This is a genomic window from Ruegeria sp. CJ2 (genome assembly GCF_056536745.1).
Window position 1 is genome coordinate 116,997 of sequence record NZ_JBQFQF010000001.1, and the last position, 12,705, is coordinate 129,701.

Below are 12,705 nucleotides of genomic sequence, written 5' to 3' on the forward strand. Positions count from 1 at the left end.
GCTTCAGATGCAAACCAAAAGCCCGGTTGATGTGAATTGCTTGGCGTCAGGCCTTGGGGTGGGCGCGATTGTAGACGTCCATCAGACGGGCGGTGTCGACGGCTGTGTAGGCTTGTGTTGTCGACAGGGACGCGTGGCCCAGCAATTCCTGAATGGCGCGCAGGTCGCCGCCGGCTGTCAGCAGATGCGTTGCAAAGCTGTGCCGCAGCGCGTGGGGTGTCGCGGTTGCAGGCAATCCCAACTGTGCGCGGGCCTTTGCCATGGCATTCTGAATGGCCTTTGGGTTCAGTGGGCCACCGCGCACCCCACGAAACAGGGCCTTGTCCTTGGACAGAGTGTGGGGGCAGAGCGCGAGGTACCTGTCGACCGCGTCACGGGCGATTGGAAGAACGGGGACGACGCGCTCTTTGTTACCTTTCCCGACGATGCGCAGGGTGTCGGGCAGGGGTGCGTCGCTGCCTGTAAGAGAGAGAGCCTCGGAAATGCGCAATCCGCACCCATATAGCAAAGTGACCACGGCAGCGTCCCGTGCTGCCACCCAATCGCTGGTGGATTGAAATTCAACCGTTTCGATCATGGCGCGCGCGGCGTCTTCGGCCATGGGACGCGGGAGTTTCTTGGTGAACTTCGGGGAACGAGTGGACAGAACGGCGGACGGTTCGAACCCTTCGCGTTCCGCAAGCCAGCGGTAGAAGGTTTTTACGGCGGATAGCTTGCGCGCCAATGACCGCGCCCCCACGCCCGAGGCACGCTGATCCGCCATCCATGCGCGCATGTCCGACACGGTGATGCGGGACACGGCTGACAGCCCTTGCCGTTCGCCGTGATGCAGGGTCATGAAGGTCAGGAACTCGGTCACATCCCCGCAATAGGCCGCTTGCGTGTTTTCGGATCGACCGGAAAGGGCCACCAGACTGTCCAGCCACCGCTGCAAAGCATCGCGACAGGCCGGAGAGATCAGGCTCACGACAGCCAGTGGCGCATCGAACGCTCGAAGACGCCGGAAAAGAACGTCAAAAGATCCGTGCCCAGTTGCGGCGAAAAATGATTTGGGTCCTTGGCGCTCATGATGATCATGCCGGGTAGACGGCCTTCGCCCAAATCCAGCCTCAGACACGCTTCGGATCGCAGGTGGTCGGCCTGTTCGCCAAAAATGCGGTGCGTGGGATGAATGATCTCGCGCAGGACAACTTCTCTTGCCGGGCCGCTGCGATCAAAAGTCAGGTAGTTGTCGACAAAGCCGGGTTCAACGACAGTGAGAACCCCGCCCAGTTTTTCGATTGCCGGGTCTTGCTGGACCACGGTGGTCTCCAGCACCAGAGAGATGCGATCAACGCGCAATATCTCTGCGACTTCGGTGCCAAGCGCCTTGAGAAAATCTTCGAAATCGACCGGTTCCAGAAGGCGCAGGATCGCGCGGTGAACCTGATTGGTGCCTGCCAGATTTTCATAGGCTGCAGCGATGACAGATCTGTGTGTGTCCTCAAGCCTGTCCAGCCGCGCCTCGAGCCTTTGCATGGCAATGCCGCGCAGGTCGATGATGTTGTCTCCGCGCGCTTCTTCATTGGCGGTGACGAGGGCCTGCATCAGGTCCTTGTCATCCAGCACGGCGTAAGGCTCGGCCAGAATCGCCTCGCGGAGAGTGTCCTTGAGTTTGGTGTTACTGCTCATGTCCCGTCCGGTCTTTTTTATGTTTTGCCGCGTTATAACACGGCTTGGCGGATTTGCCTTGGGAAAAATGCCAAAATGACCGGATTTGATGTGTGGGGGGGGGGAGGCAGCTCCCGCCTGCTGGGTCCTGATCAAAGATCAGGACCCAGGCCGTTGGGCCGGGCGCGGTGCCTGATGGCACCGCGCGGTCGCGTGAAAAATCAGAGGATTTTCTGACCGGTTTTGGCCCAGTCAGCAAGGAAGGTTTCAAGCCCCTTGTCAGTCAGCGGGTGATCGGCCAGCTTTTTGATGACAGCGGGTGGGGCGGTGATCACGTCAGCACCGATCCGGGCGCTGTCGGTCACATGGTTCACGGTGCGGATAGACGCGGCGAGGATTTCGGTTTCGAACCCGTAATTGTCATAAACCTGACGGATGTCTGCGATCAGGTCCATGCCGTCGAGGTTGATATCGTCCAGACGACCGATGAAGGGCGAGATGAAGGTTGCACCCGCCTTGGCCGCCAGAATCGCCTGATTGGTCGAGAAACACAGGGTCACGTTAACCATCTGACCTTCGTCACTGAGGGTTTTGCAGGTTTTCAGGCCAGCCCATGTCAGCGGTACTTTGACAGCAATGTTTGGCGCGATCTTGGCCAGCTTGCGGCCTTCGGCGATCATGTCGTCGGCTTCGGTGGCGACAACTTCGGCCGAGACGGGACCTTCGACGAGATCACAGATCTCTTTGGTGACTTCCAGAATGTCGCGTCCGGATTTCAGGATCAGCGAGGGATTGGTGGTCACGCCGTCCACCATGCCCAGATCGTTCAGTTCGGCGATGGCGTCGATCTCGGCTGTGTCTACGAAGAATTTCATGCGGGCAGTCCTTTGATGGGTTGGCCTTGGTTGCGGATGGCTTTACCCCAATAACACCGATGCTGAAACCCCCGACCCGAGGAGATGCGGTGAGCGCGCAGGAGTATTTCGACCAGGGCGAGCTTGTGGCGGTGCTGACCACACAGCCCTTGGACCGAACGCTGGATTACAAAGCGCCCGAGGGCGGGTGTTTTCTGGGCGCGTTCGTCGAGGTGCCATTGGGCCCGCGCAAGGTTCTGGGGGTGGTCTGGGGACCGGGGCAGGGGGGCTTTGATCTGGCAAAGGCCCGATCCGTGATCCGGGTGCTTGAGGTCGCGCCAATGCGGGAAGAGATGCGGCTGTTTCTGGGAAAGGTGGCCGATTACACGCTGACGCCGATGCCTGCGATGCTGCGGTTGGCGACCCGTGCGCCGGGGGTGGGCGATCCGCCGTCGATGCGGAAAGTCTATCGTTTGGGTGATGCCGAACCTGACCGCATGACCGACGCGCGGACGCGGGTGTTGGAGGTGCTGCGCGATTATGGAGGACTGGCCTTTACGCTGAAGGAATTGGCGGAACAGGCGGGGGTGACGTCCTCGGTCGTGAAGGGCTTGGTCAAGCAAGGCGCGGTACGGGAAGAAGACAGCCTGCGTGATCTGCCCTATCCGCGCTTGGATCCTGACCTGCCGGGCAAAGCCCTGACCGAGGATCAGGCGGCAGCCGTCGCCCGTCTGCAAGCCGGGCAACGGACGGGCGATTATGGCACGACACTGCTGAAGGGGGTCACCGGGTCGGGCAAGACCGAGGTCTATCTTGAGGCCGTCGCCGAAGCCCTGCGCATGGGGCGGCAGGCGCTGGTTCTGCTGCCCGAGATCGCGCTGACCGCCGAATTCCTGACACGGGTCGAGGCGCGGTTCGGCGCGCGCCCTGCCGAGTGGCACTCGGGAGCCACCATGACCGAACGTCGCCGGGTCTGGCGGATGGTCGGGCAGGGGGAAGCGCAACTGGTGGTCGGTGCGCGTTCGGCGCTGTTCCTGCCGTTCCGCGATCTGGGGCTGGTGGTGGTCGATGAAGAACACGACACCTCGTACAAACAGGAAGACGGCGTGCATTACAGCGCGCGGGATATGGCGGTGCTGCGAGCCTCGATCTGCGGGGCGCGGGTGGTGTTGGCCAGTGCGACGCCTTCGTTGGAAAGCTGGGCCAATGCCGAGGCCGGGAAATATGAACGGCTGGACCTGACTTCGCGCTTTGGGGCGGCGGTGCTGCCCGAGATGAAGCCCATTGACATGCGCGCCGAGCAGATGCAGCCGGGGACGTGGATTTCTCCGTCGCTGCGGCAGGCGGTGCGGCAGCGGATCGAACGCGGGGAACAGTCGCTGCTGTTCATCAACCGCCGCGGCTATGCGCCAGTGACGCTGTGCCGGGCCTGTGGCGAGCAAATCGCGTGTGACCATTGCGATGCGCGGATGGTGGAACACCGTTTCCTGAAACGTCTGATGTGCCACCAATGCGGTGAGACGAAGCCGATGCCCGACACCTGCCCGTCCTGTCAAGTTGAGGGCAAGCTGGCCCCGGTCGGGCCAGGAATCGAACGGCTTGCGGAAGAGGCCGAGGCGACCTTCCCCGAGGCCAAGATCGCGATGCTGAGTTCCGATCTGTTCGGCTCGGCCCGCGCGTTGAAGGCCAAGATTGAAGAGATTGCCGAGGGCGACGCGGATATCGTCATCGGCACGCAGCTGGTGGCAAAGGGGCATAACTTTCCCAAGCTAACGCTGGTGGGGGTAATTGATGCCGATCTGTCGCTACATGGGGCCGACCTGCGGGCGGCGGAGCGCACGTTCCAACTGATGCGGCAGGTGGCGGGGCGTGCGGGTCGGGCAGACAAGCCCGGGCAGGCGTTGTTGCAGACCTTTCAACCCGAACACCCGGTGATCCGGGCCATTTTGTCGGGCGATGAGGAAGGGTTCTGGAAAGCCGAAGCTGCTGGGCGTCAGGCCGCCGGGGTGCCTCCTTACGGGCGGATGGCGGGGATCGTCTTGTCCGGACCGGAAGTTGGTCCGGTCTTCGACATTGGCAACGCGATGGCGCGCAACGATGCGCCTCTGCGCGCAATAGATGCGCAGGTTTTTGGCCCCGCACCAGCGCCCATTGCGCGTATCAGGGGGCGACATCGCATTCGCCTGCTGGTCAAAGCCCCCAAGGGCACGCCGATTCAGGACGCTATCGCCCGGTGGATTGCGCCGCTGCGTCTGAAGGGGGATATCCGTTTGACCGTCGACATCGACCCCCAGAGTTTTTACTGACATCTGCACCTGCGCAGATCGGTTGTGCATCTGCCCCCTCGCCAAACGCTCAAAATGGGCGTAGAGCGATCCTATGCTGAAACCCATGCCGCTATCCGAGGCGCAGAAACTTCCGTTCTGGCGCCGCCCGATAACCCTGTTGTTCATGATGGCACTGACCATGCCCATCGCGTTCAACGGGTGGAGCGCGCTGCTCAACAACTTCGTCATCGAAGTGGCCAATTTTGACGGCGCGGATATCGGACTGCTGCACACGGTCCGTGAAATCCCCGGCTTTCTGGCCGTGGGAGTGATCGCGGTGATCATTTTCGTCCGCGAGCAGGTTCTGGCAATGATCTCTCTGATCATGCTGGGTGTGGCGACCGCGGTGACGGCGTGGTTCCCCAGCCTTGGCGGGTTGCTGTTCGTGACGCTGTTCAGCTCGATCGGGTTTCACTATTACGAGACGGTCAACCAGTCGCTGCAACTGCAATGGCTGCCAAAGGACCGCGCCCCGCAAATCCTGGGCTGGCTGGTGGCAATGGGGTCGGCGGCCACAGCCGTTGTTTATGGGCTGATCGTTCTGACGTGGGATCGGTTCGGGCTGTCCTACAACATGGTGTTCATGGTCACTGGGGGGGGCACCGCACTGTTGGCAGTGTTCTGTCTGTTCGCCTACCCGCAATTCGATGCGCCCACACCGCAAACCAAGAAACTGATCCTGCGCCGTCGCTATTGGCTGTACTACGCCCTGCAATTCATGGCGGGCGCCCGTCGCCAGATATTCGTTGTCTTCGCTGGCTTCATGATGGTCGAGAAGTTCGGGTTTGAAGTTCACGAGCTTACCGGGCTTTATCTGATCAACCTGATGATCAACATGGCCGCCGCGCCGATGATGGGCAAAGCCGTGTCGATGTTCGGCGAACGCCGCACGCTAATTTTCGAGTATGCGGGCCTTGCCATCGTCTTCGCGGCCTATGGTGGCATCTACTGGTTCGGATGGGGTGTGGTGCTGGCCGCGATCCTCTATGTGATCGACCACGTCCTGTTCGCTCTGGCGCTTGCGTTGAAGACCTATTTCCAGAAAATCGCAGACCCGGCAGACATCGCGCCCACTGCTGCGGTGGCCTTCACGATCAACCATATTGCGGCGGTGTTCCTGCCTGCGCTTTTGGGATTGCTGTGGGTTGTCTCGCCCGGTGCCGTGTTCGGGCTGGCGGCTGCGATGGCCATGATCTCGCTTGCGTTGTCATTGCTGATTCCGCGCCATCCGGAACCCGGAAACGAAACCATCCTGTCGAAATACGCTCCGGCCCCGGCGGAATAAGCCAGCGCTTGACCTTGGCGGCCTGTCGCCCTAGGCGCTGTCGCAACTGACACAGGAGGCCAAGATGCCCACATTCACCGCGTTGACCACTCTGACCGGAAAGAAAGCTGCCGAAGGATTGGGCGACGCGATGGAACGTCTGGTGCCCGAACCCACTGGCGTTGGCGTGTTCGAGGTCGAAGACGGGTCGGGCTTGTGGGAAGTTGGGGGCTATTTCACTGAAACCCCGGATGAGACCGCATTGGCCGTGCTTGCCGCCGCGTTCGAAGCCAAGCCGTTCGTCGTGTCGGAATTGCCGGAAACCGATTGGGTTGCCCATGTGCGCCGCGAACTGGCCCCCGTCGAGGCTGGGCGTTTCTTTGTTTACGGCAGCCACGACGCAGACAAGCTGCCCGAAGGCCGCATTCCGCTGTTGATCGAGGCGGCGATGGCCTTCGGTACGGGCCATCATGGAACCACTCTGGGCTGCCTCAAGGCTTTGGACTACCTGCTGGATGACGGGTTTTCGGCAAGCAAAGTGGCGGATATCGGTTGTGGCACAGCAGTCTTGGCCATGGCTGCCGCGCGGGTTTGGGACGGGGACATCATCGCAAGTGATATTGATCAGGTTGCTGTAGACGTCGCCGAGGCCAACCTGAAGGCCAATGGCATGGCCGGACAGGTTCAATGCGTCGAAGCCGCGGGTTTCGACCATCCGGACCTGAAATCCCATGCGCCATATGATTTGGTTTTTGCGAATATTCTAAAAGGTCCACTGGTCGCCCTGTCGCCGGAAATCGCAGCGAATCTGCGCGTCGGCGGTAATGCAATTCTTTCGGGAATCCTCAACGAACAGGCGGATGACGTCGTTACTGTTTATCTCCAAAACGGATTTAATCTGGCCAATCGTTCGGAAATTGGTGAGTGGACGACGCTAATCTTAAGCAAACAGGGCTAAAATCGGGCCATTTACAGGAGTTTTCTGGATTCTTGCCACTTTTTTGGCGCAATCTCTTTCTACCTTGAAAAGATGCAACCTGGGGGCGGTTTTTGGAGGCTGCCATGACTGGAAAACAACTTGAATTTGATCAGCGCATTCATCGCCTGAGCAAAAAACATGCCAAGCTCAGCCGCGGCTATCGCGCGACCATGCGTAAGGATGGTCTTGTCGTAATGAGACCGCAGCGCGTGCAGTCCGCCGTACCTGCAAAGGTTCTGCTGCTGTGTCTTGTGGGCTTGTTTGCCTTCAAAACATTCTTGCTGACCAGCCTGGGCGCGTCTGCTTATCAATATCGGGTCGATAGCCTGGCTGAAGGCACAGCGGTTGAAAAAGCCGGTGCCTGGGTGATGCAAATTGATCCCATCTCGGAACGTCTCTCTGCCCAGTTGGGTAAGTACCTGCACTGAGCATTTGTCCGCTTTGAGGAGAAACGCCGCGCATTGAAAGATGCGCGGCGTTCTACTTTGCCCCCGAGGGAGGAAGAAGGGGCGAGTGAGTGGTGCGGTTCTGCTCGTCTTACCGGCGGCCTTCCGCAACGACATCAATGTCGCCACGGCAAAGACCAATGTCTTCGAGTTCGCGGTTCGTCAGACGGTTCAGCACGTTGCGTGTAACGCGGGCGTCGTTCCATTCGACAACAGCGGTCACCGCCGATGCGAAAAATGCGCCGATACGGCCAGCAAGGCCGAACGAGCCAGTGGTGGCGCGGGTGGTATCCAGTGCAGCCATATCCTGTTTCCTTCTGGTTGAAGTTCATGTCTCGATCATTCGATCTGAGCGGCATGTAGTGAGGGCGAAGCGGTTCCGCAAGCGCAGAAATTGCATGTGTCCTATGCGTTTTTTGCAAGGCTTTGGGATTGTGAAAACCCCTTAATTTTAAGCCCATTAGCCGGTAATTTTGGTGTCGAAAACAGACTTTTTGCCGTCGCAAAATGACACGATTGTCGGCGTTGGGATATGAGTGTCGTTTTCAGACTTTCGGTCAATTCGCTTGGAAAATGTTCACGCTTCGTGCTAATCGGGAAGAAAGAGTATAAAAACCCGAGCAGGCCGAGGCAAAAAGATGCGGATATTGGGCATTGATCCGGGGCTCAGGACCCTGGGATGGGGCGTCATCGATTCGCATGGCAGCCGCCTGAGCCACGTCGCCAATGGTTTGTGCAAGTCGGACGGTGATGACCTGGGTGAGCGGCTGCTGTCTTTGCACAACCAGATTGTTGAGGTCATTGCAGAATACCAGCCCGAGCAGGCGGCAATCGAACAGACTTTTGTGAACAAGGATGGTGCGGGCACGCTGAAGTTAGGTCAGGCGCGTGGGGTGGCTTTGCTGACGCTTGCGCAGGCCGGGCTGACGGTCGGTGAATATGCGCCCAACCGGGTGAAGAAAACGGTGGTGGGCGTTGGCCACGCCGAGAAAGAGCAAGTTTTGCACATGGTCAAGCTCCAGCTTCCGGGGTGCCAGCCCAAGGGCGCGGATGCAGCCGATGCTCTGGCTATCGCGATCTGCCACTCATATTACGGTGCAGCGCCCCAGGCGCGGATGAAAGAGGTTCGGGCATGATAGGGAAACTGACAGGGCGGCTGGACTACCGCGCAGCGGATCACGTTCTGATCGACGTGCGCGGGGTGGGGTATATCGTCTATTGCTCGGATCGGACAATGGCGGCGCTGCCGGGTGTGGGCGAGGCGGTCTCGATCTATACCGACATGGTCGTGCGTGAAGACCTGATGCAGCTGTACGGCTTTCTGTCGCTGGTCGAGAAGGAATGGCATCGCCTGCTGTGCTCGGTTCAGGGGGTCGGGGCCAAGGTGTCGTTGGCTATCCTGTCGGCGCTGGGGCCTGATGGTGTCAGCCGGGCCATTGCGCTGGGCGATTGGGGCGCAGTCAAATCCGCCAAGGGTGTTGGGCCGAAGACGGCGCAGCGCGTCGTTCTGGACCTCAAGGACAAGGCGCCCGGTGTGATGGCGATGGGTGGTACGGTGGCCGAGGCCATGGACGGCCCTGATCTTGAGGTTGTCGAGGCGGCCGAGCTTGCGCCCAAACGCGCTGTCAAACCTGCGTCGGGGAACGCTGCGGCCTCTGCCGGTGCGTTGTCGGCCTTGTCGAACTTGGGGTACGGCCCGTCTGACGCTGCATCCGCCGTGGCTGAAGCCGCCGCCAGCCAGCCCGAAGCTGGCGAGGCCGATTTGATCCGTGCCGCGCTGAAACTTCTGGCTCCGAAAGGCTGAGTGAATGGTAGACGCCGATCCCACCCTGCGCCCTGACCCTCTGCCCGAGGACAATGACCGTGCGCTGCGCCCGCAGGGGCTGGATGAGTTCATCGGTCAGGCCGAGGCGCGTGCGAACCTGCGCGTGTTCATTCAGTCGGCCCGGCAGCGGGGCGAGGCGATGGACCATACGCTGTTCCACGGCCCTCCGGGGTTGGGGAAGACGACGCTGGCGCAGATCATGGCGCGCGAGTTGGGGGTGAATTTTCGCATGACCTCTGGCCCTGTACTGGCCAAGGCGGGTGATCTGGCGGCCATCCTGACCAATCTGGAATCACGTGACGTGTTGTTCATTGACGAGATTCACCGCCTGAACCCGGCAGTCGAAGAGGTTCTGTATCCCGCGATGGAGGATTTCGAGCTGGATCTGGTGATCGGTGAAGGCCCCGCCGCGCGGACTGTGCGGATTGAGCTCCAGCCCTTTACCCTGGTTGGGGCCACGACACGGATGGGCCTGCTGACCACCCCACTGCGCGACAGGTTTGGTATTCCGACGCGGTTGCAGTTCTACACCGTGGATGAATTGCACGAGATCGTCACCCGAAACGCCCGTAAATTGGGTGCGCCCGCTGACGACGACGGCGCGCGAGAGATCGCCCGGAGGTCGCGCGGAACGCCGCGTATTGCCGGTCGGCTGCTGCGACGCGTGGTGGATTTTGCAATTGTTGAAGGCGACGGCCACATTACGCGCGATCTGGCCGATGGCGCATTGACCCGGCTGGGGGTTGATAATCTTGGATTGGACGGTGCGGACCGGCGGTATCTGACGCTGATTGCCGAGAATTACGCAGGTGGACCCGTTGGCATCGAGACGCTCTCGGCGGCGCTGTCGGAAAGCCGCGACTCGCTTGAAGAAGTCATCGAGCCCTATTTGTTGCAACAGGGTTTGATCCAACGCACACCGCGCGGTCGGATGCTGGCGCAGAAGGCGTGGACTCATCTTGGAATGGCCGCGCCCAAAGGACAAAGCGATCTGTTTGGTTGAAGCTGGACGTCATAGCTTTTAAGGGTTCGGGCGACCTATTTGTGACCACCGAGGATTGCGCGTGACACCCGAAGACATCCAAGCGTTGTTCACCCGCGAAAGCGGCGAGTTCCTGTTTGCGCGCTGGGGCCGCCCCATCGTGCCCATCGTTTTTGGCGTGGAAGACGAAACATTGGCGACCGTCAAAGGCGCGTTTGAAGCGGTCGTCACCCTTGCCGGCCATAAAATGGCCGAGACGGATCCGGAATTGGGCGCAAACTGCATGGTCTTCTTTTTCCGCGATTGGAAGGAATTGCTCGAGGTTCCGGATCTGGACCGTCTGGTGCCTGATCTGGGCCCCTTGGTCGAGCGGCTGGTTGCGGCGGATGCCAACCAGTACCGTATTTTCAGGTTTGAAGAGGACGGGTCGATCCGGGCGGCGTTTGTATTCCTTCGGATGGACAAGGAACTGGCCAAGGTTCCGGCTGAAACCTTGGCGCTAAGTCAGGTGGTGCAGACGATCCTGCTGTGGTCTGATGCTGCATTTCGCAGCGCGTCGCCGCTGGCGATTGCAGGTGACGCCACGATATTGAGGCCGGACATTGCTGGACTGATCCGTGCGGCCTACGATCCGGTTCTGCCGGGCGTCGCGCAGGACCCATCGCACGCTCTGCGATTGTTTGCGAGGTTGGAGCAGCCGCAATGAAACATGTGTATCCCGTTCAGGTTTTCTACGAAGACACGGATATGGGCGGTGTCGTGTATCACGCAAACTACCTGAAGTTCATCGAGCGTGCGCGATCCGATTATGTGCGTAAACTTGGCAACGATCAGAACGCCTTGCGCGATGCTGGTATTGTCTGGGTCGTCCGCAGGATCGAGGCAGATTATCTGGCCCCGGCCAAGTTTGAGGACGAGCTGATCGTGGAAACCACGGTCGCCTCTGTATCGGGGGTGCGGCTGACCATGGATCAGGTCGTAACCCGCGATGGGACCGAGGTCTTTCGCGCGACGGTGACCGCCGTTTGTATGAATGCGCAGGGCAAGCCGGTGCGTCTTCCGGCAGAGATTCGCGCATTGTTGTAACAATTTGCGGGCCAAGGGTGGTTCTGTTGGCTTTTCATAACCAACTGCGTTAGCGTTTGGCAAAACAAGGCCAAAAGAACGGCCGTCAGGCAAAAACAAAGAGCAGGTTCATGGAAGCTGAAACGCTGGCGCTGGCGCAGGAGATCGACTTCTCCATGTGGGGGCTGTATGCCCGCGCGACCTTTGTCGTAAAACTGGTCATGCTGATGCTGATCGGAGCATCTGTTTGGTCATGGGGCATCATTATCCAGAAACTCATCAATTATAAGGCAGCGCGGCGCGAGGCGCAGGTTTTTGATGAATCCTTCTGGTCAGGCAATCCACTGGATGAGCTGTTTGAACAGATTGGCACGCAGCCGGACGGAAGCTCGGAAAAGATTTTCGCGGCTGGCATGATCGAATGGCGCAGGTCCCATCGCACCGACGGGGGGCTGATTGCCGGGGCAACCGCGCGGATTGACCGGTCGATGGATGTGGCCATCGCGAAAGAGGCGGAGACGCTGCAAAAGGGGCTGCCGATCCTTGCGACGGTTGGCTCGACCGCGCCGTTTATCGGTTTGTTCGGCACGGTGTGGGGCATCATGAACGCCTTTATCGAGATTGCCGAGCAGCAGAACACAAACCTTGCCGTTGTCGCCCCCGGTATTGCCGAAGCGTTGTTGGCCACGGGTCTGGGCCTGCTGGCCGCGATCCCGGCGGTTATTTTCTATAACAAGCTCAGCGCTGATAGCGACCGGATCGTAGGCGGGTACGAGGCGTTCGCTGACGAATTCGCGACCATCCTGTCGCGCCAGTTGGATAGCTGACATGGGGGCTGCGGTTCAGCAATCTTCGGGCGGGAACGGGCGTCGGCGCGGACGGCGTCGGGGTCGCGCCCAGCCGATGGCCGAGATCAACGTGACGCCTTTTGTCGACGTCATGCTGGTGTTGCTGATCATCTTCATGGTGGCCGCGCCTCTGCTGACCGTTGGTGTTCCGGTTGATCTGCCCAAAACTGCGGCCAGCGCTTTGCCCGGTGACAACGAAGAACCGCTGACCGTGACGTTGACGGCTGACGGGCGGGTGCAAATCCAGACCACGGATGTCCTGCGCGAAGAGTTGATTGGCAAACTGCGCGCGATCGCGGCAGAACGAAGCAGTGACCGCGTGTTCCTGCGCGCGGATGGCGCGATCCCTTATGCGCAGGTGATGCAGGTCATGGGCGCGCTGAATGCGGGCGGTTTTTCCAATGTGGGGCTGGTGACGGATACCGGCGGCCCGACACTGGACGAAGGTGGAGAGTGAGGCCGCGC

General features: G+C 60.1%; 15 protein-coding genes. 11 read left to right on the plus strand and 4 right to left on the minus strand.

The genetic code is table 11. From position 1 onward, the window contains the following. Nucleotides 1-46: 46 nt before the first annotated feature. The 3 genes from ACR0MS_RS00560 to fsa form a co-directional block, all read right to left on the minus strand. Nucleotides 47-967 (minus strand): tyrosine recombinase XerC, encoded by a 921-nt coding sequence (locus tag ACR0MS_RS00560; RefSeq protein ID WP_480567827.1) that lies wholly within the window; start codon nt 965-967, stop codon nt 47-49. Further along, nucleotides 964-1,671 (minus strand): DUF484 family protein, encoded by a 708-nt coding sequence (locus ACR0MS_RS00565; protein ID WP_480567829.1) that lies wholly within the window; start codon nt 1,669-1,671, stop codon nt 964-966. The genes ACR0MS_RS00560 and ACR0MS_RS00565 overlap by 4 nt, the downstream gene beginning before the upstream one ends. Nucleotides 1,672-1,871: 200 nt before the next feature. Next, nucleotides 1,872-2,525, minus strand: coding sequence for a fructose-6-phosphate aldolase (gene fsa / locus ACR0MS_RS00570; RefSeq protein ID WP_480567831.1), 654 nt, complete (start codon nt 2,523-2,525; stop codon nt 1,872-1,874). Between the two features lie 59 nt (nt 2,526-2,584). Between fsa and ACR0MS_RS00575 the strand changes: the two genes are divergently transcribed. The 4 genes from ACR0MS_RS00575 to ACR0MS_RS00590 all read left to right on the plus strand — a co-directional run bounded on the left by ACR0MS_RS00575 (nt 2,585) and on the right by ACR0MS_RS00590 (nt 7,502). Then, entirely contained in the window at nt 2,585-4,810 is a 2,226-nt protein-coding gene (locus tag ACR0MS_RS00575; protein ID WP_480567833.1) for a primosomal protein N', read from the plus strand. A 73-nt stretch (nt 4,811-4,883) separates the two neighbouring features. Next, nucleotides 4,884-6,116, plus strand: a complete 1,233-nt coding sequence (locus tag ACR0MS_RS00580) for an MFS transporter (RefSeq protein ID WP_480567835.1) — start codon at nt 4,884-4,886, stop codon at nt 6,114-6,116. 64 nt (nt 6,117-6,180) lie between these two features. Beyond that, nucleotides 6,181-7,053, plus strand: coding sequence for a 50S ribosomal protein L11 methyltransferase (locus ACR0MS_RS00585; RefSeq protein ID WP_480567837.1), 873 nt, complete (start codon nt 6,181-6,183; stop codon nt 7,051-7,053). A gap of 92 nt (nt 7,054-7,145) precedes the next feature. Beyond that, nucleotides 7,146-7,502 (plus strand): hypothetical protein, encoded by a 357-nt coding sequence (locus tag ACR0MS_RS00590; RefSeq protein ID WP_480567839.1) that lies wholly within the window; start codon nt 7,146-7,148, stop codon nt 7,500-7,502. Nucleotides 7,503-7,611: 109 nt separating this feature from the next. On the opposite strand, the gene ACR0MS_RS00595 is transcribed toward ACR0MS_RS00590, so the two are convergent. Beyond that, entirely contained in the window at nt 7,612-7,824 is a 213-nt protein-coding gene (locus ACR0MS_RS00595) for a DUF1127 domain-containing protein (protein WP_171121827.1), read from the minus strand. A gap of 334 nt (nt 7,825-8,158) precedes the next feature. Here ACR0MS_RS00595 and ruvC point away from each other — a divergent pair, with 334 nt between their 5' ends. The 7 genes from ruvC to tolR all read left to right on the plus strand — a co-directional run bounded on the left by ruvC (nt 8,159) and on the right by tolR (nt 12,697). Further along, nucleotides 8,159-8,656: a crossover junction endodeoxyribonuclease RuvC gene (gene ruvC / locus ACR0MS_RS00600; protein ID WP_480567841.1), complete on the plus strand. Its 498-nt coding sequence runs from the start codon at nt 8,159-8,161 to the stop codon at nt 8,654-8,656. Beyond that, nucleotides 8,653-9,324, plus strand: coding sequence for a Holliday junction branch migration protein RuvA (gene ruvA / locus ACR0MS_RS00605; RefSeq protein ID WP_480567843.1), 672 nt, complete (start codon nt 8,653-8,655; stop codon nt 9,322-9,324). Before ruvC ends, ruvA begins: the two co-directional genes overlap by 4 nt. Before the next feature lie 4 nt (nt 9,325-9,328). Continuing rightward, nucleotides 9,329-10,348, plus strand: coding sequence for a Holliday junction branch migration DNA helicase RuvB (gene ruvB / locus ACR0MS_RS00610; RefSeq protein WP_170386244.1), 1,020 nt, complete (start codon nt 9,329-9,331; stop codon nt 10,346-10,348). Nucleotides 10,349-10,409: 61 nt separating this feature from the next. Further along, nucleotides 10,410-11,033: a hypothetical protein gene (locus ACR0MS_RS00615; protein ID WP_480567845.1), complete on the plus strand. Its 624-nt coding sequence runs from the start codon at nt 10,410-10,412 to the stop codon at nt 11,031-11,033. After that, on the plus strand, nt 11,030-11,413 hold the full coding sequence (gene ybgC / locus ACR0MS_RS00620) for a tol-pal system-associated acyl-CoA thioesterase (protein WP_480567847.1): 384 nt from the start codon (nt 11,030-11,032) through the stop codon (nt 11,411-11,413). The genes ACR0MS_RS00615 and ybgC overlap by 4 nt, the downstream gene beginning before the upstream one ends. 110 nt (nt 11,414-11,523) lie before the next feature. Beyond that, nucleotides 11,524-12,219 carry a protein TolQ gene (gene tolQ, locus ACR0MS_RS00625; RefSeq protein WP_480567849.1) on the plus strand — a complete coding sequence of 232 codons (696 nt, stop codon included), beginning with the start codon at nt 11,524-11,526 and terminating at the stop codon, nt 12,217-12,219. Nucleotide 12,220: 1 nt separating this feature from the next. Further along, complete coding sequence (gene tolR, locus ACR0MS_RS00630) at nt 12,221-12,697, plus strand: protein TolR (protein ID WP_152457226.1); 477 nt, start codon at nt 12,221-12,223, stop codon at nt 12,695-12,697. Nucleotides 12,698-12,705 lie beyond the last annotated feature (8 nt).

Coding starts and splice junctions, on each gene's coding strand:
- ACR0MS_RS00565 (WP_480567829.1), bottom strand. CDS start 1,671: ATGAGCAGTAACACCAAACTCAAGGACACTCTCCGCGAGGCGATTCTG.
- fsa (WP_480567831.1), bottom strand. CDS start 2,525: ATGAAATTCTTCGTAGACACAGCCGAGATCGACGCCATCGCCGAACTG.
- ACR0MS_RS00575 (WP_480567833.1), top strand. CDS start 2,585: ATGCTGAAACCCCCGACCCGAGGAGATGCGGTGAGCGCGCAGGAGTAT.
- ACR0MS_RS00580 (WP_480567835.1), top strand. CDS start 4,884: ATGCTGAAACCCATGCCGCTATCCGAGGCGCAGAAACTTCCGTTCTGG.
- ACR0MS_RS00585 (WP_480567837.1), top strand. CDS start 6,181: ATGCCCACATTCACCGCGTTGACCACTCTGACCGGAAAGAAAGCTGCC.
- ACR0MS_RS00595 (WP_171121827.1), bottom strand. CDS start 7,824: ATGGCTGCACTGGATACCACCCGCGCCACCACTGGCTCGTTCGGCCTT.
- ruvC (WP_480567841.1), top strand. CDS start 8,159: ATGCGGATATTGGGCATTGATCCGGGGCTCAGGACCCTGGGATGGGGC.
- ruvA (WP_480567843.1), top strand. CDS start 8,653: ATGATAGGGAAACTGACAGGGCGGCTGGACTACCGCGCAGCGGATCAC.
- ruvB (WP_170386244.1), top strand. CDS start 9,329: ATGGTAGACGCCGATCCCACCCTGCGCCCTGACCCTCTGCCCGAGGAC.
- ybgC (WP_480567847.1), top strand. CDS start 11,030: ATGAAACATGTGTATCCCGTTCAGGTTTTCTACGAAGACACGGATATG.
- tolQ (WP_480567849.1), top strand. CDS start 11,524: ATGGAAGCTGAAACGCTGGCGCTGGCGCAGGAGATCGACTTCTCCATG.
- tolR (WP_152457226.1), top strand. CDS start 12,221: ATGGGGGCTGCGGTTCAGCAATCTTCGGGCGGGAACGGGCGTCGGCGC.